Source organism: Streptomyces sp. NPDC036815, assembly GCF_055609205.1.
Window position 1 is genome coordinate 228,993 of record NZ_JBVJPW010000005.1, and the last position, 17,993, is coordinate 246,985.

General features: G+C 72.9%; 22 protein-coding genes. 14 read left to right on the plus strand and 8 right to left on the minus strand.

Features of this window, described 5'->3' with window-relative positions; all coding sequences use genetic code 11:
* Nucleotides 1–10: 10 nt before the first annotated feature.
* A complete protein-coding gene (locus ACZ69I_RS14175) occupies nucleotides 11–877 on the minus strand; it encodes a hypothetical protein (RefSeq protein WP_470832297.1) in 867 nt (288 codons plus the stop codon).
* A gap of 74 nt (nucleotides 878–951) precedes the next feature.
* Between ACZ69I_RS14175 and ACZ69I_RS14180 the strand changes: the two genes are divergently transcribed.
* The 4 genes from ACZ69I_RS14180 to glmM all read left to right on the plus strand — a co-directional run bounded on the left by ACZ69I_RS14180 (nucleotide 952) and on the right by glmM (nucleotide 4,898).
* A complete protein-coding gene (locus tag ACZ69I_RS14180) occupies nucleotides 952–2,160 on the plus strand; it encodes a glycosyltransferase family 87 protein (protein ID WP_470832298.1) in 1,209 nt (402 codons plus the stop codon).
* A 211-nt stretch (nucleotides 2,161–2,371) separates the two neighbouring features.
* Nucleotides 2,372–2,815, plus strand: a complete 444-nt coding sequence (gene rplM, locus ACZ69I_RS14185; protein ID WP_467670427.1) for a 50S ribosomal protein L13 — start codon at nucleotides 2,372–2,374, stop codon at nucleotides 2,813–2,815.
* A gap of 46 nt (nucleotides 2,816–2,861) precedes the next feature.
* On the plus strand, nucleotides 2,862–3,383 hold the full coding sequence (gene rpsI, locus ACZ69I_RS14190) for a 30S ribosomal protein S9 (RefSeq protein WP_361716623.1): 522 nt from the start codon (nucleotides 2,862–2,864) through the stop codon (nucleotides 3,381–3,383).
* Between the two features lie 156 nt (nucleotides 3,384–3,539).
* Nucleotides 3,540–4,898 carry a phosphoglucosamine mutase gene (gene glmM, locus ACZ69I_RS14195; RefSeq protein WP_470832300.1) on the plus strand — a complete coding sequence of 453 codons (1,359 nt, stop codon included), beginning with the start codon at nucleotides 3,540–3,542 and terminating at the stop codon, nucleotides 4,896–4,898.
* Nucleotides 4,899–4,911: 13 nt separating this feature from the next.
* Here glmM and ACZ69I_RS14200 read toward each other — a convergent pair whose 3' ends face one another.
* Together ACZ69I_RS14200 and coaA are read right to left on the minus strand one after the other, a co-directional pair.
* A complete protein-coding gene (locus ACZ69I_RS14200) occupies nucleotides 4,912–5,862 on the minus strand; it encodes a DUF389 domain-containing protein (protein ID WP_470832301.1) in 951 nt (316 codons plus the stop codon).
* Nucleotides 5,863–5,921: 59 nt separating this feature from the next.
* Nucleotides 5,922–6,902, minus strand: coding sequence for a type I pantothenate kinase (gene coaA / locus ACZ69I_RS14205; RefSeq protein ID WP_467670868.1), 981 nt, complete (start codon nucleotides 6,900–6,902; stop codon nucleotides 5,922–5,924).
* 88 nt (nucleotides 6,903–6,990) lie between these two features.
* On the opposite strand from coaA, the gene ACZ69I_RS14210 reads away from it, so the two are divergent.
* From ACZ69I_RS14210 to ACZ69I_RS14235, 6 genes are all read left to right on the plus strand, one after another.
* A complete protein-coding gene (locus ACZ69I_RS14210; protein ID WP_470832303.1) occupies nucleotides 6,991–7,359 on the plus strand; it encodes a holo-ACP synthase in 369 nt (122 codons plus the stop codon).
* Nucleotides 7,360–7,426: 67 nt separating this feature from the next.
* Nucleotides 7,427–8,866, plus strand: a complete 1,440-nt coding sequence (locus ACZ69I_RS14215; RefSeq protein WP_470832304.1) for an NAD(P)H-hydrate dehydratase — start codon at nucleotides 7,427–7,429, stop codon at nucleotides 8,864–8,866.
* A gap of 71 nt (nucleotides 8,867–8,937) precedes the next feature.
* Nucleotides 8,938–10,089: an alanine racemase gene (gene alr, locus ACZ69I_RS14220; protein ID WP_470832305.1), complete on the plus strand. Its 1,152-nt coding sequence runs from the start codon at nucleotides 8,938–8,940 to the stop codon at nucleotides 10,087–10,089.
* Between the two features lie 24 nt (nucleotides 10,090–10,113).
* Nucleotides 10,114–11,322, plus strand: coding sequence for an alpha/beta fold hydrolase (locus tag ACZ69I_RS14225; RefSeq protein WP_467670414.1), 1,209 nt, complete (start codon nucleotides 10,114–10,116; stop codon nucleotides 11,320–11,322).
* An 84-nt stretch (nucleotides 11,323–11,406) separates the two neighbouring features.
* A complete protein-coding gene (gene tsaE / locus ACZ69I_RS14230; protein ID WP_470832307.1) occupies nucleotides 11,407–11,919 on the plus strand; it encodes a tRNA (adenosine(37)-N6)-threonylcarbamoyltransferase complex ATPase subunit type 1 TsaE in 513 nt (170 codons plus the stop codon).
* Nucleotides 11,920–12,116: 197 nt separating this feature from the next.
* Entirely contained in the window at nucleotides 12,117–12,299 is a 183-nt protein-coding gene (locus ACZ69I_RS14235; RefSeq protein ID WP_467670410.1) for a hypothetical protein, read from the plus strand.
* A 15-nt stretch (nucleotides 12,300–12,314) separates the two neighbouring features.
* Here the strand turns inward: ACZ69I_RS14235 and ACZ69I_RS14240 are convergent, their stop codons facing one another.
* Nucleotides 12,315–12,869: a hypothetical protein gene (locus ACZ69I_RS14240; protein ID WP_470832308.1), complete on the minus strand. Its 555-nt coding sequence runs from the start codon at nucleotides 12,867–12,869 to the stop codon at nucleotides 12,315–12,317.
* A 200-nt stretch (nucleotides 12,870–13,069) separates the two neighbouring features.
* Here ACZ69I_RS14240 and tsaB point away from each other — a divergent pair, with 200 nt between their 5' ends.
* Genes tsaB through ACZ69I_RS14260 form a run of 4 tightly spaced genes read left to right on the plus strand, consistent with a single transcriptional unit; the run spans nucleotide 13,070 to nucleotide 15,609 of the window.
* Complete coding sequence (tsaB, locus tag ACZ69I_RS14245; protein WP_470832309.1) at nucleotides 13,070–13,726, plus strand: tRNA (adenosine(37)-N6)-threonylcarbamoyltransferase complex dimerization subunit type 1 TsaB; 657 nt, start codon at nucleotides 13,070–13,072, stop codon at nucleotides 13,724–13,726.
* 44 nt (nucleotides 13,727–13,770) lie between these two features.
* Complete coding sequence (gene rimI, locus ACZ69I_RS14250; RefSeq protein WP_467670866.1) at nucleotides 13,771–14,253, plus strand: ribosomal protein S18-alanine N-acetyltransferase; 483 nt, start codon at nucleotides 13,771–13,773, stop codon at nucleotides 14,251–14,253.
* Nucleotides 14,246–15,352 (plus strand): tRNA (adenosine(37)-N6)-threonylcarbamoyltransferase complex transferase subunit TsaD, encoded by a 1,107-nt coding sequence (tsaD, locus tag ACZ69I_RS14255; protein WP_470832310.1) that lies wholly within the window; start codon nucleotides 14,246–14,248, stop codon nucleotides 15,350–15,352. Before rimI ends, tsaD begins: the two co-directional genes overlap by 8 nt.
* The gene (locus ACZ69I_RS14260) at nucleotides 15,349–15,609 is read left to right on the plus strand and encodes a hypothetical protein (RefSeq protein ID WP_470832312.1); all 261 of its coding nucleotides are present in this window, start codon (nucleotides 15,349–15,351) and stop codon (nucleotides 15,607–15,609) included. Before tsaD ends, ACZ69I_RS14260 begins: the two co-directional genes overlap by 4 nt.
* A 207-nt stretch (nucleotides 15,610–15,816) precedes the next feature.
* On the opposite strand, the gene ACZ69I_RS14265 is transcribed toward ACZ69I_RS14260, so the two are convergent.
* The 4 genes from ACZ69I_RS14265 to ACZ69I_RS14280 all read right to left on the minus strand — a co-directional run bounded on the left by ACZ69I_RS14265 (nucleotide 15,817) and on the right by ACZ69I_RS14280 (nucleotide 17,939).
* Nucleotides 15,817–16,176, minus strand: coding sequence for a GntR family transcriptional regulator (locus ACZ69I_RS14265; protein WP_470832313.1), 360 nt, complete (start codon nucleotides 16,174–16,176; stop codon nucleotides 15,817–15,819).
* Nucleotides 16,177–16,180: 4 nt separating this feature from the next.
* A complete protein-coding gene (locus tag ACZ69I_RS14270; RefSeq protein WP_470832314.1) occupies nucleotides 16,181–16,522 on the minus strand; it encodes a hypothetical protein in 342 nt (113 codons plus the stop codon).
* Between the two features lie 110 nt (nucleotides 16,523–16,632).
* On the minus strand, nucleotides 16,633–17,115 hold the full coding sequence (locus tag ACZ69I_RS14275; RefSeq protein WP_470832315.1) for a hypothetical protein: 483 nt from the start codon (nucleotides 17,113–17,115) through the stop codon (nucleotides 16,633–16,635).
* 101 nt (nucleotides 17,116–17,216) lie between these two features.
* Nucleotides 17,217–17,939 (minus strand): TetR/AcrR family transcriptional regulator, encoded by a 723-nt coding sequence (locus tag ACZ69I_RS14280; protein WP_470832316.1) that lies wholly within the window; start codon nucleotides 17,937–17,939, stop codon nucleotides 17,217–17,219.
* Between the last annotated feature and the right edge of the window lie 54 nt (nucleotides 17,940–17,993).

Consider the following 17,993-nt stretch of genomic DNA (forward strand, 5'->3'; position numbering starts at 1 on the left):
GGGAGCGGGACTACTGCGGGGCCTCGGCGGCGGCCGAGGCCTGGGCCTCGCCCCGCTGGTTGATGCGCTGGAAGGCGAAGCGGGCCAGGTCGTCGCCGACGCCGTAGGCCTTGCGGTCCGACGTCGTCACGTTCTTGCCGCTGGTGTAGCCCGTGGTGGTGAAGTACGCGTAGCGGCCCTGGGAGTTGTAGGTGCCGCGGCACACGCCCGTACGGCAGAAGGCGGGCACGCCCTTGCCGGGCAGGGCGTCGACCAGGCCCTTCTCCACCTCGTCCTTGACCTTGGTGGCGTCGGACGTGGTGTCGAAGACGGCGACGCCGACCGTGACGGCGATGCCGTCCCTGATGTAGCTGGCGCGGATCAGGCGCGTGCAGTCGTGCCGGGCGAGGACCGAGCCGAGGGCGCTCTGCGTGACGGACGTGCACTTCGCGGTGGAGTCGGTCGCGCCCTTCTTGTAGACGTGCTCGCCCGACCGCAGGGACCTGCCGGGGAAGAGTCCCTCGGGGGTGAGCGGCGCCTTGTCCTTCTTGGCGCTGGAGATGAAGTCCTTGGGGTCCGGCGGGGGCGGCGGCGTGGTCGCCTCGAAGGACGGTTCGGCGTCCTTGCTCGCGCCGGGGATGTCGGCGGCAGTCGGCAGTTCGCTCGCGGGTTTGTTCGACGTGGTGTCGCCGTCGCCGTTCGCGGAGACGACCGTGAGGGCCACGGCCGCCGCGATGCCGACCGTGGCGAAGGCTCCGCCGCCGATCAGCAGCCACTTGCGGCGGCGGGCGCGCGCCTCGGAGGCCTCGGCGAGTGCCGCCCAGTCGGGCGTGGGACCGCCGCCGGGTCCGCCCGTTCCCCCCGGACCCCACTGAGGTCCCCCTTGCCCAAAGCTCATGGGCGGCATCTTAGACGGGCGGTCGGGGATGTTGAGCCGGGGTTGCACGGGGTGCCCGGCCTAGCCTGAGACGTATGGATACGGGCAGAACGGCTGTGAGCGGGTGGTTGTCCCGGCCGGCCGAGTGGCAGGTCCGGTGGGTCCTCGGGGCGGTCCTCGTCGCCGGGGTGATCCGGGTGGGCCTGGCGGCTCCGGGCGGCGGGATGGACAACGCCATCGTGGTGCGGGCCGCCGAGGCGTGGCTGGCGGGCCGGTCGCCCTACGCCGACCGGCACTTCCTCTATCTGCCGGGCGCGGTGCTCGCCGCGGTGCCGCAGGCGGTGCTCCCGGAGTCCGTCGTGCGCTTCCTCGTCCCCGCGGGGGTCGTGGGCTCGCTCGTCTTCGGGTGGGGGTGCGCGCTGCGGATCCACGGGATCGCGTGGCGCAGCCGGTTCGCGGTCCTCGGGCTGCTCGCGCTCGCCGTCGGATTCGCGCCGTTCGGCCACCTCATCGACCTCGGCAACTGGACCGTGGCGTCGGCGGCCGCGCTGCCGCTCGCGCTGCTGCTGGTGTGCCGGGGGAGGTGGGTGGCGGCGGGCCTGGTGATCGGGGCCGCCGTCGCCGTGAAGCCGCTGCTCGTGCCGGTGGTGCTGCTCTTCGTCTTCGCGCGGCGGTGGCGGGCGCTGGGCGCCGCGGTGCTGGTGCCGGCGGTGGTGTCGGCGGGGTCGGCGCTGGCCATGCCGGACCCGGCGGGGTTCTTCACGCGGACGCTGCCGTTCCTGCTGCGGGGCGACGACACCTTCGTACGGCTCTACGAGGCATCGCCCGGTGCGGTCCTGCCGCGGCTCGGGGTGCCGCAGGGGGCGGCGTCGCTGCTCGCCTTCGCGGCCGCGGGGGCGGGGGTGTGGTGCGCGTGGCGGCGCTGGGGGAGCGGCGGGCCGCGGGAGCCGCGGGTGGTCGAGACGGCCGTGATGCTGATGCTGGCGGCGTTCCTGGTGTCCAGGCCGTCGTACGACCACTATCTGGTCGTCGTCGTGCCCCTGCTGCTCGCGGGGGTGCTCGTGCCGGGGGCCGCGGCCGGGGGAAAGTGGTTCTGGCTGGCGCTCGTCCCGCAGGTTCCCGGGTTCACCTGGCCCTGGCTCGAACCCGGCACCCGGCGGGCCTTCAAGGACTCCGCCACCCTGTGTGTACTGGCCTTCACGGTCGCGCGGTCCTGTCTGCGGCCGACGGCGGTTGATCCGGCCGGTGCGGAACCGTCCGAGTCGGCGGAGTCGGCGGTGCCGGTCTCCAGGGCCGCGTTTTGACCCGTACGGGGCGGCGCGGGTACTCTCGGAGACTGTTATGCGTATTGGTGTCATCGTTCTCACGCGAAGGGCCCATACGTAGGTTCCCTGGAGCAGTTACCAGTGGCTCGCATACGGGCAGCGTACCCGGCATTGTGGGCCCCAGCTGCATGATCGCTTCCTGGGTGCCGTGTGTCTGGACCCCATCCACTGAAGAAGCGAAGGCTACGAAGTGCGTACGTACAGCCCCAAGCCCGGCGATGTGACCCGTCAGTGGCACGTCATCGACGCTCAGGACATCGTCCTGGGTCGTCTGGCGACCACCGCCGCCACCCTCCTGCGCGGCAAGCACAAGCCGATCTACGCCCCCCACGTTGACACCGGTGACTTCGTCATCATCATCAACGCGGAGAAGGTGCACCTCTCCGGCAACAAGAAGACCCAGAAGATGGCGTACCGCCACTCCGGCTACCCGGGCGGTCTGCGCTCCGTCCGTTACGACGAGCTGCTCGACAAGAACCCCGAGAAGGCCGTCGAGAAGGCCGTCAAGGGCATGCTCCCCAAGAACACCCTGGGCCGTCAGATGCTCTCGAAGCTGAAGGTCTACGCGGGCGACCAGCACCCGCACGGCGCTCAGCAGCCGGTCCCGTTCGAGATCACCCAGGTCGCGCAGTAGTTCCGGCCACCACCCCCCAAAGACGTAAGAAATTCTGAGGAGAATCGTGGCCGAGACCACCGTTGAGCAGCCGGTCGAAGAGACCGAGGTTGTTGACGTCGAGCAGTACACCACCGAGTCCGAGGTCCCCGTCGAGGGCGAGTACACCTCCGAGTCGAACGCCGCGCGCTTCGGCGACCCGCAGCCGGCCGCCGGCCTGGGCCGTCGCAAGAACGCCATCGCCCGCGTCCGGATCGTCCCGGGCACCGGCAAGTGGAAGGTCAACGGGCGCACGCTCGAGGACTACTTCCCGAACAAGGTCCACCAGCAGGAAGTCAACGAGCCCTTCAAGGTGCTCGAGCTCGACAACCGCTACGACGTCATCGCCCGCATCTCGGGTGGCGGCGTCTCCGGTCAGGCCGGTGCGCTCCGTCTCGGTGTCGCCCGTGCGCTGAACGAGGCCGACGTCGACAACAACCGCGCCGCCCTCAAGAAGGCCGGTTACCTCAAGCGTGACGACCGTGCGGTCGAGCGCAAGAAGGCCGGTCTCAAGAAGGCCCGCAAGGCCCCGCAGTACAGCAAGCGCTAATCGCTGCCTGCTCGTACTTTCCGTTCGCCCCGGCGGCACTCACCGTGCTGCCGGGGCGTTCGGCTATCAGGAACCCCTGGGGTCCTGGAACTGTCTGAGTTCTGGGACTCTCTTCCCAGGGGTTCATGGTTTTTCTGGAACGTTCGGAGGACAGCAGTGGGACGACTCTTCGGCACGGACGGCGTGCGTGGTGTCGCCAACGCGGATCTGACGGCCGAGCTCGCGCTCGGACTCTCCGTGGCGGCGGCGCACGTACTGGCCGAGGCGGGCACCTTTGAAGGCCATCGCGCGGTGGCGGTGGTCGGGCGTGACCCGCGCGCGTCCGGGGAGTTCCTGGAGGCCGCGGTGGTCGCGGGCCTCGCGAGCGCGGGCGTGGACGTCCTGCGCGTCGGTGTGCTGCCCACCCCCGCGGTGGCGCATCTCACCGGTGCGCTGGGCGCCGACCTCGGTGTGATGCTCTCCGCCAGTCACAACGCCATGCCCGACAACGGCATCAAGTTTTTCGCCCGCGGCGGCCACAAGCTCGCCGACGAGCTGGAGGACCGCATCGAGTCCGTCTACGAGGAGCACCGCACCGGCGCCCCGTGGCAGCGGCCCACCGGCTCCGGCGTCGGCCGCGTGACCTCGTACGACCAGGGCCTCGACCAGTACGTGGCCCACCTCATCGGGGTCCTTCCGAACCGCCTCGACGGGCTGAAGATCGTCCTCGACGAGGCGCACGGCGCCGCCGCCCGCGTGTCGCCGGAGGCCTTCGCGCGCGCCGGTGCCGAGGTCATCACGATCGGCGCCCAGCCCGACGGTCTGAACATCAACGACGGGTGCGGTTCCACGCACCTGGAGCTGCTCAAGGCCGCCGTCGTCGAGCACAAGGCCGACTTCGGCGTGGCGCACGACGGGGACGCCGACCGGTGCCTCGCCGTGGACCACACGGGCGCGGAGGTCGACGGGGACCAGATCCTCGCCGTGCTCGCCCTCGCCATGCGGGAGCACGGCACGCTGCGCCACGACACCGTTGTCGCCACGGTCATGTCGAACCTCGGCTTCAAGCTCGCCATGGAGGCCCAGGGGCTCTCGATGGTGCAGACCGCCGTCGGCGACCGGTACGTGTTGGAGTCGATGAAGGAGCACGGCTTCGCCCTCGGCGGCGAGCAGTCCGGGCACGTGATCGTCCTGGACCACGCGACGACCGGTGACGGCACGCTGACCGGACTGCTGCTCGCGGCGCGGGTCGCCGAGACCGGGCGGACGCTGAAGGACCTGGCCGGCGTCATGGAGCGGCTTCCGCAGGTCCTGATCAACGTGCCGGACGTCGACAGGACGCGGGTGAAGACCTCGCCGGAGCTCGCGGCCGCCGTGGCCGACGCCGAGCGTGAGCTGGGCTCCACGGGGCGTGTGCTGCTGCGCCCCTCCGGGACCGAGCCGCTGGTGCGGGTGATGGTCGAGGCCGCCGACATCGAGCAGGCCCGGTCCGTGGCCGGGCGCCTGGCCGACGTGGTGAAGTCGGCGCTGGGCTAGGGCCTCTGTCGGGCTAGGGCCTTGGTGACGTCCTGGCCGTCCGGCGGTGCTGCGCGGCCCAGAGGAGCTTCTGGGCGAGCAGCGTCGCCGTACCGGCCAGGACGATGCCGAGCAGGTTGAGGAAGAGCTGCTCCGTGGAGCCCCAGGCCTGCCTGTACTCGCTGTAGCTGAAGGCGACCGCGGCGTTCGCCGCCGCGGGGACCGTCGTCACGGAGATCGCCACGCCGACCAGGGCGCCCGACTTCGCCGACGTGAGCGAGAGCGTGCCCGCGATGCCCGCGAGGACCGCCACCACGAACGAGAACCAGTCGGGGCGGTAGATGAAGTTCGTGTTGGGGCGCTCCGCCTGCAGGGCGCTGTCGCTGAACAGGTGCACGGCGTCCATGAAGTAGCTGAACCCGGCCGTCGCCACCATCGCCACCGCGAAGCCCACGAGCAGCGCGGTCAGCGAGCGCGCGGCCAGCCGGGGAGCGCGCTGGACGAGGGCCGTGCAGAACCCGGTGAGCGGGCCGAACTCCGGGCCCACCGCCATCGCGCCCACGATCAGGATCGCGTTGTCGAGCACGACGCCGCAGGCCGCGATCATCGTGGCGAGCGTGATGAACGCGACGTAGGTGACGGAGAGCGTCGACTCCTCGTGGGTGGCGTCCGCCAGGTGCTCCCAGAGCACCGCGTCCGCCCCCTCGCCCGGCGCGTCGTCCTCCGCCTTGTCGGCGCGCTGGGACAGGGAGAGGTCGATGGTCTCCACCGCGATCGACCCCGACTCGTCGATCCCGAGCGCGCGCAGGCCGCCGAGCAGGCCGTCGCCCGCCTCGCGGGCCACGTCGCACATGACCACGTCCCCCGCGGGGTCGCGGGCGGCGCCCGGCATCACGACGAGGTGCGTGGCGCCGACCGTGCGCTCGACGAGGCGCACCACCTCGTCCGTGGCGGTCGGCGGCGTGATCAGGCGCAGGTGCAGCATGAGCGCAGGTTAGCGGGGCCGGGCCGCGCCGTGGAGCGGAGGATCTCAGAGCCTGTCATTCAGAGTTTGCGCAGGCTCAGGCGCTGCACCTTGTGGTCGGCGCCCTTGCGCACGACGAGCGTGGCGCGGCTGCGGGTCGGGGCCACGTTCTCCACCAGGTTGAGCTTGTTGACGGTGCGCCAGGTGGTCCGGGCGTAGTCGAGGGCTTCCTCCTCCGACACCTGCGTGTACTTGCGGAAGTACGAGGACGGGTCCTGGAAGGCCGTCTGGCGCAGCTTCTTGAAGCGGTTGAGGTACCAGCGCTCGATGTCGTCGGCGCGGGCGTCGACGTACACGCTGAAGTCGAAGTAGTCCGCGAGGCCCACGCGGGTGCGGCCGTCCTTGCCCGGGAGCGCGGGCTGCAGGACGTTCAGGCCCTCGACGATGAGGATGTCGGGGCGGCGGACCGTGAGGCGCCGGTCCGGCACGATGTCGTAGATCAGGTGGGAGTAGACGGGCGCCGTCACCTCGTCCTTGCCCGCCTTGATGTCCGCGACGAAACGGGTGAGCGCGCGCCGGTCGTACGACTCGGGGAAACCCTTGCGGGACATCAGGCCCCGGGCCTCCAGCTCCTTCGTGGGCAGCAGGAAACCGTCGGTCGTGACGCGCTCCACGCGCGGGTGCTCCGGCCAGCGGGAGAGCAGCGCCTGCAGGAGCCGGGCGACGGTGGACTTGCCGACCGCCACGGAGCCGGCGACCCCTATGACGAAGGGGGTGCCGGACTGGGACCCCTTCTCGCCGAGGAAGGTGTTGAGGGCGCCGCGCAGGCCGTCCGTCGCGCCGACGTAGAGGTTGAGCAGGCGGGAGAGCGGCAGGTAGATGTCGCGGACCTCGTCCAGGTCGATGACATCGCCGAGGCCGCGCAGCTGCTCCACCTCATCCGCCGTGAGCGGCAGAGGCGTCTTCTCGCGAAGCGCGCTCCACTCGGTGCGGGTGAGGTCGACGTAGGGAGTCGCCTCCGGCCTGGGCCGGTGGGCGCTCCGGGGTGCCGTCGGGGGCACGGAGACCGAAGGGATCACAGTCCATTGTTACGGCTGTTTGAACGGGACGGGGGGCGGGGTGGGGGGTGGGGTGTGTCACGCTGAGCCGGTGATTATTGGGGTTGGCATCGACGTCGCGGAGATCGAACGGTTCGCGGCGGCGCTGGAACGGACGCCGGGGATGGCCGAACGCCTCTTCGTGGAGAGCGAGTTGCTGCTGCCGGGCGGCGAACGGCGTGGCATCGCCTCACTGGCGGCCCGCTTCGCGGCGAAGGAGGCACTGGCCAAGGCGCTGGGCGCGCCGAGCGGCCTGCGCTGGACGGACGCCGAGGTGTACGTCGAGGAGAGCGGCCGGCCGAGGGTCCGGGTGCGGGGCACGGTGGCCGAGCGGGCGTCCGCCCTTGGCGTCCGCTCGTGGCACGTGTCGTTGAGCCATGACGCGGGGGTGGCTTCGGCGGTGGTGGTGGCGGAGGGGTAGCGGGGCGCCTGTGGTCCCGGCGCGGAGCGGTGGGCCTGTTCCTCCCCGCGGAGGCAGACTGGGCCCCATGCGGACTGCGTACAGCGTGGAAAAGGTCAGGGCCGGTGAACGGGCGCTCATGGCCCGGGGGCCGGAAGGCGTGCTGATGCAGCGCGCGGCGGCGGGCCTCGCCGCCGAGTGCGCGCGCCTGCTCGGCAAGGTCTACGGGGCGAGGGTCACGCTCCTCGTGGGCAGCGGGGACAACGGGGGCGACGCCCTGTACGCGGGGGCCCGCCTCGCCCGCCGCGGCGCCGGAGTCAGCGCCGTACTCCTCGCCCCGGACCGCACGCACCCCACGGGGCTCGCCGCGCTGCGGGCCGCCGGGGGCGTGGTGGTGGGCGCCGACGAGGAGCGGGCCGAGGCCGTGGTGGCCCGGGCCGGGCTCGTCGTCGACGGCATCGTGGGGATCGGCGGCCGGGGCGGACTCCGGGAGCCCGCCGCCCGGCTGATCGGCGCGGTGCGCGAGGAGGCGACGGTCGTCGCCGTGGACCTGCCGAGCGGGGTCGACGCCGATACGGGCGAGGTGCCGGGCGACGCGGTGCGCGCCGATGTGACGGTGACCTTCGGGACGTACAAGCCGGGGCTGTTGATCGCCCCGGGCCGGGAGTACGCCGGTGCCGTGCGGCTCGTCGACATCGGGCTCGAACTCGCGGCCGACGAGGCCGAACTGGAGGCCCTGCACTTCGCCGACGTGGCCGGGCTGCTGCCCGTGCCGGGCGGGGAGAGCGACAAGTACCGGCGGGGCGTCGTCGGGGTCGTCGCCGGTTCGGCCCGGTATCCGGGCGCCGCCGTGCTCGCCGTGGCGGGCGCGCTGCGCGGCGGCGCGGGCGCCGTGCGGTATGTGGGGCCCGCCGCGGACGCCGTCATCGCGCGGTTCCCCGAGACGCTGGTGTCCGCGGGTCCGCCGGCGAAGGCGGGGCGCGTGCAGGCCTGGGTCGTGGGGCCGGGGCTCGGGGACGACGAGGAGCGGCTGCGGGACGTGGTCGCCGCCGACGTGCCGGTGCTCATCGACGCCGACGGGCTGCGGCTCGCGGGGCAGGAGGCGGTACGGGCCCGGCGCGCGCCCACGCTCCTGACGCCGCACGCGGGCGAGGCCGCCGCGCTGCTCGCGGTGGCGCGCGAGGAGGTCGAGGCGGGGCGGCTCTCCGCCGTGCGGGAACTGGCGCGGCGGTACGGGGCGACGGCGCTCCTGAAGGGGTCCACCACGCTGGTGGCGTCGGCCGAGGGTCCCGTGCGCGTCAACCCCACGGGTACCGCCTGGCTGGCCACGGCGGGCAGCGGCGACGTGCTGTCCGGGCTCGCCGGGTCCCTGCTCGCGGCGGGCCTCGGGGCGTGGGACGCCGGGTCCGTGGCCGCGTATCTGCACGGTCTTGCCGGGCGGCGCGCGGCGGACGGCGCCCCGGCGAGTGCCCAGGACGTGGCCGACGCGATTCCCGCCGTGTGGCGGGAGGTCCGCAGGCCCGGGTAGTCGAGCCGCGGAGCGGGCCGGAGTCGGCGCCCGGCGGGGGCTGTCGGCGGGCTCTGAGACACTTGTCCGCGATGAACGAGACAGCCCCTTTCCGTGTCCGCGCCGAGATCGACCTCGACGCCCTCCGCGCCAACGTGCGCTCGCTGCGCGCCCACGCGCCGGACGCCGCGTTCATGGCCGTGGTGAAGGCGGACGCGTACGGACACGGGATGGTGCCCTGCGCCAGGGCCGCCCGCCAGGCGGGCGCCACCTGGATCGGCACCGCCACACCGGAGGAGGCCCTGGCCGTGCGCGCGGCGGGCGTGCCCGGGCGGATCATGTGCTGGCTGTGGACGCCGGGCGGCCCCTGGCGCGAGGGCATCGAGGCCGACCTGGACATGGCGGTGAGCGCCCTGTGGGCGCTGCGCGAGGTGACGGCCGCCGCCCGTGCGGCGGGGCGGCCCGCCCGTATCCAGCTCAAGGCCGACACGGGCCTGGGGCGCAACGGCTGCATGCCGGCCGACTGGCCCGAGCTGGTCGCCGAGTCCCTGCGCGCCGAGGCCGCGGGCCTGGTCCGGGTCACCGGCCTCTGGTCGCACTTCGCCTGCGCCGACGAGCCGGGGCATCCGTCGATCGCCGCGCAGCTCACGGTCTTCCGCGAGATGGTGGCGTACGCGCAGGAGCGCGGGATACGCCCCGAGGTGCGCCACATCGCCAACTCCCCGGGGATGCTCACGCTCCCCGAGACGCACTTCGACCTCGTCCGTCCGGGCATCGCGATGTACGGCATCTCGCCGAGCCCCGAGGTGGGCGCCCCGGCGGACTTCGGACTGCGCCCCGTCATGACGCTCACCGCCTCGCTCGCCCACGTGAAGCACGCCCCGGCGGGCCACGGCGTGAGCTACGGCCATCACTACGTCACCCCCGGCGAGACGACCCTCGGCCTCGTCCCCGTGGGGTACGGCGACGGCATCCCGCGGCACGCCTCCGGCACCGCCCCGGTCCTCGTGGGCGGCAAGTGGCGGACGGTCGCGGGCCGGATCGCGATGGACCAGTTCGTGGTCGACCTCGGCGGGGACGAGCCCGAAGTGGGTGCGGAGGCGGTGCTGTTCGGCCCCGGCGACCGCGGTGAGCCGACCGCCGAGGACTGGGCGCAGGCCACGGGCACCATCGCGTACGAGATCGTCACCCGCATCGGATCGCGCGTCCCGCGCGTCTATGTGCACGAGCGGTCCGACGACTGACCAGGAACTGACGAGGAGCGGCACGTGAGCGAGAGCAGCACGGGGGCGGCCGCTGCGGAAGCGGTGACGGAGGCCGCCGCCGCGGCGGCGGGGAGCTGGCGCAGGGCCGGGGTGGCGGGCGCCGCGATAGGTGTCATCGCCGCGGGCGCGGCCGCCGGCGTCGCCATAGAGCGGCTCACCGTGGGCCGCGGGATGCGCAAGAAGGCGCGGCTCGCGCTCGACGCCTCGGGGCCCTACGGCTCGCTGCGCGGCATGCCCGGCACGGCGTACGCGGACGACGGCACGGAGCTCTCCTACGAGGTCGAGGAGGTCGAGGCGGACGGTGACCAGGCCTCGCGGCGGCGCCGGCTCTTCGGCCGCCGGGCCCCCGCGCCGGTCACCGTCGTCTTCAGCCACGGTTACTGCCTGAGCCAGGACTCCTGGCACTTCCAGCGGGCCGCCCTGCGCGGTGTCGTGCGCGCCGTCTACTGGGACCAGCGCAGCCACGCCCGCTCCGGGCGCGGGGTCGACCAGCTGGAGCGGGGCCTGCCGGTCTCCATCGACCAGCTCGGCCGGGACCTGAAGGCCGTCATCGACGCCGCCGCGCCCGAGGGGCCGCTCGTCCTCGTCGGGCACTCCATGGGCGGCATGACGACGATGGCCCTCGCCGACCAGTTCCCTGAGCTGATCCGGGAGCGCGTCGTGGGCATCGCCCTGGTCGGCACCTCGTCGGGGCAGCTCGGTGAGGTGAATTTCGGGCTGCCGGTGGCGGGCATGAACGCGGTCCGGCGGGTGCTGCCCGGTGTGCTGCGGGCGCTCGGTTCGCAGGCGGAGCTGGTGGAGCGGGGGCGCCGGGCCACCGCGGACCTCTTCGCGGGCGTCATCAAGCGCTATTCGTTCTCGCGCAAGGACGTGGACCCGGCCATCGCGCGGTTCGCGGAGCGGATGATCGAGGCGACGCCGATCGACGTGGTCGCGGAGTTCTATCCGGCGTTCGCCGAGCACGACAAGGCGGACGCGCTCAAGCACTTCGCCGAGCTGCCGGTGCTCGTGCTGGCGGGGGACAAGGACCTGGTCACGCCGAGCGAGCACAGCGAGACGATCGCCCAGCGGCTGCCCGACGCCGAACTGGTCCTGGTCCCGGACGCCGGGCACTTGGTCATGCTGGAGCACCCGGAGGTGGTCATGGACCGGCTCGCGGATCTCCTCGCGCGGGTGGGGGCCGTCCCGGCGGCCGACCGGGCGGGCGGCTGACCGTCCCGGGCGCACGGGTCGGCCGCGGCGCGGACGCCGCGGAGGCGGGCCGGACGGGGTCGCCCAGCCGCTACCGTGGTCGGTATGGAAGCACCGCACCACCAGGCCCCCGCAGCCGTACTCAAGATCACGGTCAACTCTCCCGGGCAGATGGGCGAGTTGGGCCGCCGCCTGGCCAAGATCCTGCGCCCCGGCGACCTCGTCATGCTCACCGGTGAGCTCGGCGCCGGCAAGACGACGCTGACCCGCGGCCTCGGCGAGGGCCTCTGCGTGCGCGGCGCCGTCACCTCCCCGACCTTCGTCATCGCCCGCGTGCACCCGCCGCTCGGCGCCGGTCCCGCCCTCGTGCACGTCGACGCGTACCGCCTGGGCGGCGGGCTCGACGAGATGGAGGACCTGGACCTCGACGTCTCGCTGCCCGACTCGGTGATCGTCGTGGAGTGGGGCGACGGCAAGGTCGAGGAGCTCTCGGACGACCGCCTGCACGTCGTCATCGACCGGGCGACCGGCGACACGACGGACGAGGTGCGCGAGGTGACGCTCACCGGGCTCGGAGAGCGGTGGGCGGACGCGGACCTGGCGTCGCTGGCGGCCTGACCGAGGGCCGTTCCGCATCCCCCGTACGGGCCGTTCCGATCGCGTGTCGGGGCGGCCCGCTCTCGTACGTTCGCCCTAACGTTCCGACAAGACGTCGGCAAAATGTTGCGTTGCGTGTGTCGGGCGTGGTCACATGGAGAGAGGTACTGGTTAGGTCTACCTAACCACGTCTGCCCCCGGAGCCCCAGGAGGCATCCATGTCGGCTTCAGAACATGACGTACAGCCGCAGCCGCAGTCGCACCGGCTGCCGGGGCCGTCGGGCGCGCCGGAGCCCTCGCACCTGTCGATGAGTGACCTGCTGGCGTCCTGCGCCGCGGCGACGGCCGTCTCCACGCCGCCCGGAGACCCGGCCGCGGAGGAGACCACCCCGGAGCGGTGAGGGACCGCCCGCCGGTCACGGAATGACGACGACCTTCCGGTCGCGCAGGGCGAACTCCCACATCGCGTTGCCGTTCGCGCGCGACTCGCGGATGCCGCCGGTCTTCTTCGACGGGTCCGGCTCCGGCGTCGAGCCGTCGACCGCCGCGCTGAAGCCGATCCCGGTGCCCTCGACGGACGTGAAACGCACGACGTGCTCGACCGCCTTGCCATCCGTACCGGTGACAGCGCCGTTACGGGAGGTGACGGTGTAGGTGCCGGGCGCCGGGTCGACCTTGCCCGGCGTGACCGTGAACGTGAGCCGCAGTTTCCCGTCGGCCTCGACCAGCCAGACGCGGTCCTCGCCCACGGAGTACACGACGCGCTGCCCCGTCCCGGAGCGCGCGGGCACCGCCTTCGGGTCCGCCTTCTCCTTCGGGGAGCGCGGGGCGGCGGCCGAGGGGGAGCTCTTTCCGGGGTGCTTGGCCAGGTCGTCCGGCGCGCTGGCCGAGGCCTGGTAGGCGAGGAAGCCGACCGCGGCGAGCGCAGCGGCGGTGAGCCCGGCCACGAATCCCGAGCTGCTCCTTGACACCTTGCGCCACCCACCTCTTAGTACTGCGTACGGCTGCCGGGTTGACGGTAGCAGCAGCGGCGCCCCATCCCCGGGCATCCGCACCCCGTGCCGGTCCGGCGCCCGTCCGATGCCCGCCCGTCGCCCGTCCGATGCCCGCCCGTCGCCCGTCCGATGCCGGTCCGGCCGTGCGACGCGCCTCGGAGCCGTAGGCTGTTCGCGTGCTCTTGCTCGCTCTGGATACCGCAACGCCCGCCGTCACCGTCGCCCTCCACGACGGCTCCTCCGTCATCGCGGAGTCGAGCCAGGTGGACGCCCGGCGGCACGGAGAACTGCTGCTGCCCGCCGTCGACCGGGTGCTCGCCGAGGCGGGCCTCGGACTCGACGCCGTGACCGGCATCGTCGCCGGGGTGGGCCCCGGCCCCTACACCGGACTGCGCGTCGGCCTGATGACCGCCGACACCTTCGGCCTCGCGCTCGGCGTGCCCGTGCACGGCGTGTGCACGCTGGACGGCCTCGCGTACGCGTCCGGCATCGGGAGTGGCCCCTTCGTGGTGGCCACCGACGCCCGGCGCAAGGAGGTCTACTGGGCGCGGTACGACGACGTCCGCACCCGCGTGGGCGAACCCGCCGTCGACCGCCCCGCGGACATCGCCGACGAGGTCGCGGGGGTGCCCGCGGTCGGCGCCGGCGCGCTGCTCTACCCCGACACCTTCCCCGACGCCCGCGCACCCGAGCACGTCTCGGCCGCGGCGCTCGCCGCGCTGGCCGCCGAGAGGCTGACGGCGGGCGAGGAGCTCCTGGAGCCCCGGCCGCTGTACCTGCGCAGGCCCGACGCGCAGGTGCCCAAGAACTACAAGGTGGTCACCCCCAAGTGACCACCCAGGTGACCCAGGCGACCGAGGCCGCCGTGCTGCGCGAGATGCGCTGGTGGGACATCGACGCGGTGTTCGCCCTGGAGAAGGAGCTCTTCCCCGACGACGCCTGGTCGCGCGGCATGTTCTGGTCGGAGCTCGCCCACGCGCGCGGCCCCCTGGCCACCCGCCGCTACGTGGTCGCCGTGGACGGCGACCGCCTCGTCGGGTACGCGGGGCTCGCCTCCTCCGGTGACCTCGCCGACGTCCAGACCATCGCCGTGGCGCGCGACCACTGGGGCTCCGGCCTCGGTGCCCGGCTCCTCACCGACCTGCTGCAGGCCGCGACCGCCTTCGAGTGCGCCGAGGTGATGCTGGAAGTGCGGGTCGACAACACGCGGGCGCAGAAGCTCTACGAGCGCTTCGGCTTCGAGCCCATCGGCTTCCGGCGCGGCTACTACCAGCCCGGCAACGTGGACGCCCTGGTCATGCGCCGCACCGATCCCTCCACCTCCGTATCCGGCGTACAAGGAACCGAGATTCATGGCTGACTCGCGCGACGAACCCCTCGTCCTCGGCATCGAGACCTCCTGCGACGAGACCGGTGTCGGCATCGTCCGGGGCACCACCCTGCTCGCGGACGCCGTCGCCTCCAGCGTCGACGAGCACGCCCGCTTCGGCGGCGTCGTCCCCGAGGTCGCCTCGCGCGCGCACCTGGAGGCGATGGTGCCGACCATCGACCGCGCCCTGAAGGAAGCGGGCGTGAGCGCGAGGGACCTGGACGGCATCGCGGTGACCGCGGGCCCCGGGCTCGCGGGCGCGCTGCTCGTCGGGGTCTCGGCCGCCAAGGCGTACGCGTACGCCCTCGGCAAGCCGCTCTACGGCGTGAACCACCTCGCCTCGCACATCTGCGTGGACCAGCTGGAGCACGGGCCGCTGCCCGAACCGACCATGGCGCTCCTGGTCTCCGGCGGCCACTCGTCGCTGCTGCTCTCCTCCGACATCACCTCGGACGTGCGGCCGCTCGGCGCGACGATCGACGACGCGGCGGGCGAGGCCTTCGACAAGATCGCGCGGGTGCTGAACCTCGGCTTCCCCGGCGGCCCCGTCATCGACCGGTACGCACGCGAGGGCGACCCGGCGGCCATCGCCTTCCCGCGCGGGCTCACCGGGCCGCGCGACGCCCCGTACGACTTCTCCTTCTCCGGTCTGAAGACGTCCGTCGCCCGCTGGATCGAGGCGAAGCGGGCCGCGGGCGAGGAGGTGCCGGTGCGGGACGTGTCGGCGTCCTTCCAGGAGGCGGTCGTCGACGTGCTGACCCGCAAGGCCGTGCGGGCCTGCAAGGACGAGGGCGTCGACCACCTCATGATCGGCGGCGGCGTGGCCGCCAACTCGCGCCTTCGCGCGCTCGCGCAGGAGCGGTGCGAGAAGGCGGGCATCCGGCTGCGCGTGCCGCGCCCCAAGCTCTGCACGGACAACGGCGCGATGGTCGCGGCCCTCGGCGCCGAGATGGTGGCCCGCAACCGGTCGGCCTCGTCCTGGGACCTGTCGGCGGACTCCTCGCTGCCGGTGACGGAGCCGCACGTGCCGGGGCACACGCACGACCACGACCACGTGCACGAGATCAGCAAGGAGAACCTGTACTCGTGACGCTCGCGCTGATGTGGGAGGCGCGCGCCGTCGAGGGGCGCGGCGAAGAACTGCTCGCCTGGGCGCGGGCACAGGAGCTCGCCGGCACCCCGGTCCGCCGGGAGACCTTCCGCGCACCGCAGGACCGGGTCCTCGTCATCACCTGGTGGGACGCGGAGCCCGACGCGGAACTGCCCGAACTGCCGGAACCGGCTGCGGAGTTGGTGACGCGGGCGGTGCACCGGTGGCGGTTCGAGTCGGTGGAGCGGGCTCAGTAGTGCTTCGTTGGTTCCGGCCCGGAGCCGGGAGGGGGGGGACCCTGACCCCGGCGCCGGGCGCAGCCGACTTCCGAGACCCCTGCCGAACCGGTCGAACCAGCCGAACCGGTCGAAGCAGCCGAACCTGTCGTACCCATGACGCCGCGACCTCCGGTGCGCACTGTCAGCTGACGCGCAGAGGGTGGACTCCCTCCGGAGCTGCCGCGTCTACTCCCGGCCCATACACGTCGAGACCAGCGCGAGCGTTTCGGCATCCGACATGCCGATCCGCCGGGCGGCAGCCACCAACTGCCGTGCTTGTTCGACGACTGCGGCGCGGTCCTGCGGAGCGCAGGCGACCACGACCGCCCCTCGGCCGCGCCGCAACTCGATGAGCCCCTCGGCCTGGAGCGCCTGGTAGCCCCGTAGCACGGTGTGCAGGCCGATCCCCAATGCCCCGGCCAGCTCCCTGGCAGCCGGCAACCGGTCACCGACGCGCAGCGAACCGGCGAGCATGGCGCGCCGCACGGCCGCGGCGACCTGTTCCGACAGCGATTGCGTGGAGCTTGTGTCGATCTCCACCAGCATGGCGTCAACGCCCTTCAGAAAGGTCCGTGATCAGACGTGCGGCAGTCCCGGCATCGTCTACGGTCACGACAAACTCTCGCCCACTGCTCAGCACCAGCCACAGGGCATCGCCCGGCCGCAAGGACACGGCGTGCCGACCGGGCATCACGCGATAGCCGAAGCCCCCCAGGTCGGCGAGGCGGGCGTAGCCGGAGGACGCGGCCACGATCTGGTCCGAGCGGAAGCGCCGGATCGGCAGCCGAGCAGCGGAGACGGTGACACCGCGCGCGTCGACGGTAACCCTCGTCCTGCCGAACAGTACGAGAAGCAGGCCCATGAACGCCGCGAAGAGCAGCCACCAGCTCACCGATGTGACGTAGGCGAGACCGCCGCTTGCGGCGACCAGGAGCACTCCGGCCGGTGCGCACCAGGCAGGCCCCGCGTTCCGGCTCCAGGCCGCCCTGCGAGGGGGCAGCGTCATCGTCGGTCCGCCTTCCATGCCAGCGCCGCCCCGAGAGCGCCGCCCGCCAGGCAGCCGGCGAGGGCGATCCCCCCGTGCACCGCCATGGAGAAGTCGAGGTCGCGCGGGTCGGACAGCCCGGCGTTGGCGGCGAAGGAGGCGGTGAGGAGATAGCCCTCGCCCAGAGCGGCGCCCCAGCCGCAGGCGGCAACGAGTCGATACTGCCCGGCCGTCTGGCGGCGGCTTGTCAGCAAGTATCCGAACAGGGCTGCCTCGGCCAGGTACACGGCGACGGTGATGGCGACCAGCTCGAGCGGCGACATGAAGCCGTCGGGCCCGGAGAAGCCCATGTGAGAGACCACCTTGTCCGGCAGTCGATCGCGGACAGCCGCGTAGACGGCCAGCTGTGCCACGGCGGCGGCGACCCACGGGGCGGCACCTAAGACGATCCGACCGCGCTCGGAGATTCCGGGACGCGTCCTTCTGGCCTGGGAGGTCATGAGCTCTCCAACATCAAGAACCATTGTTACGGTACTACTGTAACAATGAGCTGATGAGTTGGCGTGCCCGAGCTCGCCCCCGTGCGGCGGGTTCCGCAGGATTACCGGGAGCGCTCCACCCGGCCCAGCAACCCGTCGATGACCGCGCCCAGTTGGCGGGTCACGTCGTAGTCCTCGGTGAGCTCCGCCCAGCGGTCCGCGAGTGCCGCGAGGTGGGGGAGCTCGGCCGCGTCCGCGTCGGTGAGCAGGCCGGGGAAGTGGCGCTTGCGGTCCGGGTCCTCGGCGCGGCGCTCCATCGCGCGGCGGAAGGCCAGGTCCCCGTAGACGCAGTGCCAGATGGTCCGGTAGGCGCCTACGGCCTCCTCCTGCGTGAGCCCGCACGCGACGCAGCAGGCGATGATCTCCTCGACCATCCACAGGGCGCCCTCGTCGGTGAGGTCGCCGAGGCTGAGCACTTCGACCACCCAGGGCATCCCCGCCAGGATGCCGTGCATGTGCGCCGAGACGGCGAGGAGGCGTTCGCGCGGGTCGGCGGGCAGTTCGGGGCGCGGGACCGTCGCGGCCGTGCCGGCGAGCGTGAGCATCAGGAGCTCGTCCTTGTCGCGCACGTGGTGGTAGAGCGCCATCGGCGTCGCGCCGACCTCCTTGGCGACCCGGCGCATGCTCAGCGCCGCGACGCCCTCCGTCTCCAGGATCCGGCGGGCCGTCGCGACGATCGTCGCCGTCTCGATGCGGCGGGGGCGTCCGCGCTTCCTCCCCGCGCCGGGGGCCTCGGCTCCCGTCCCGGTCCCGTCCGCCGTCTGCTCGTTGTCATCTGCTGCCACCTGCTCATTGTCGCGCCTGTCGGGGGGAGCGGGGCGGCCGCCCCCGCCTCTTTT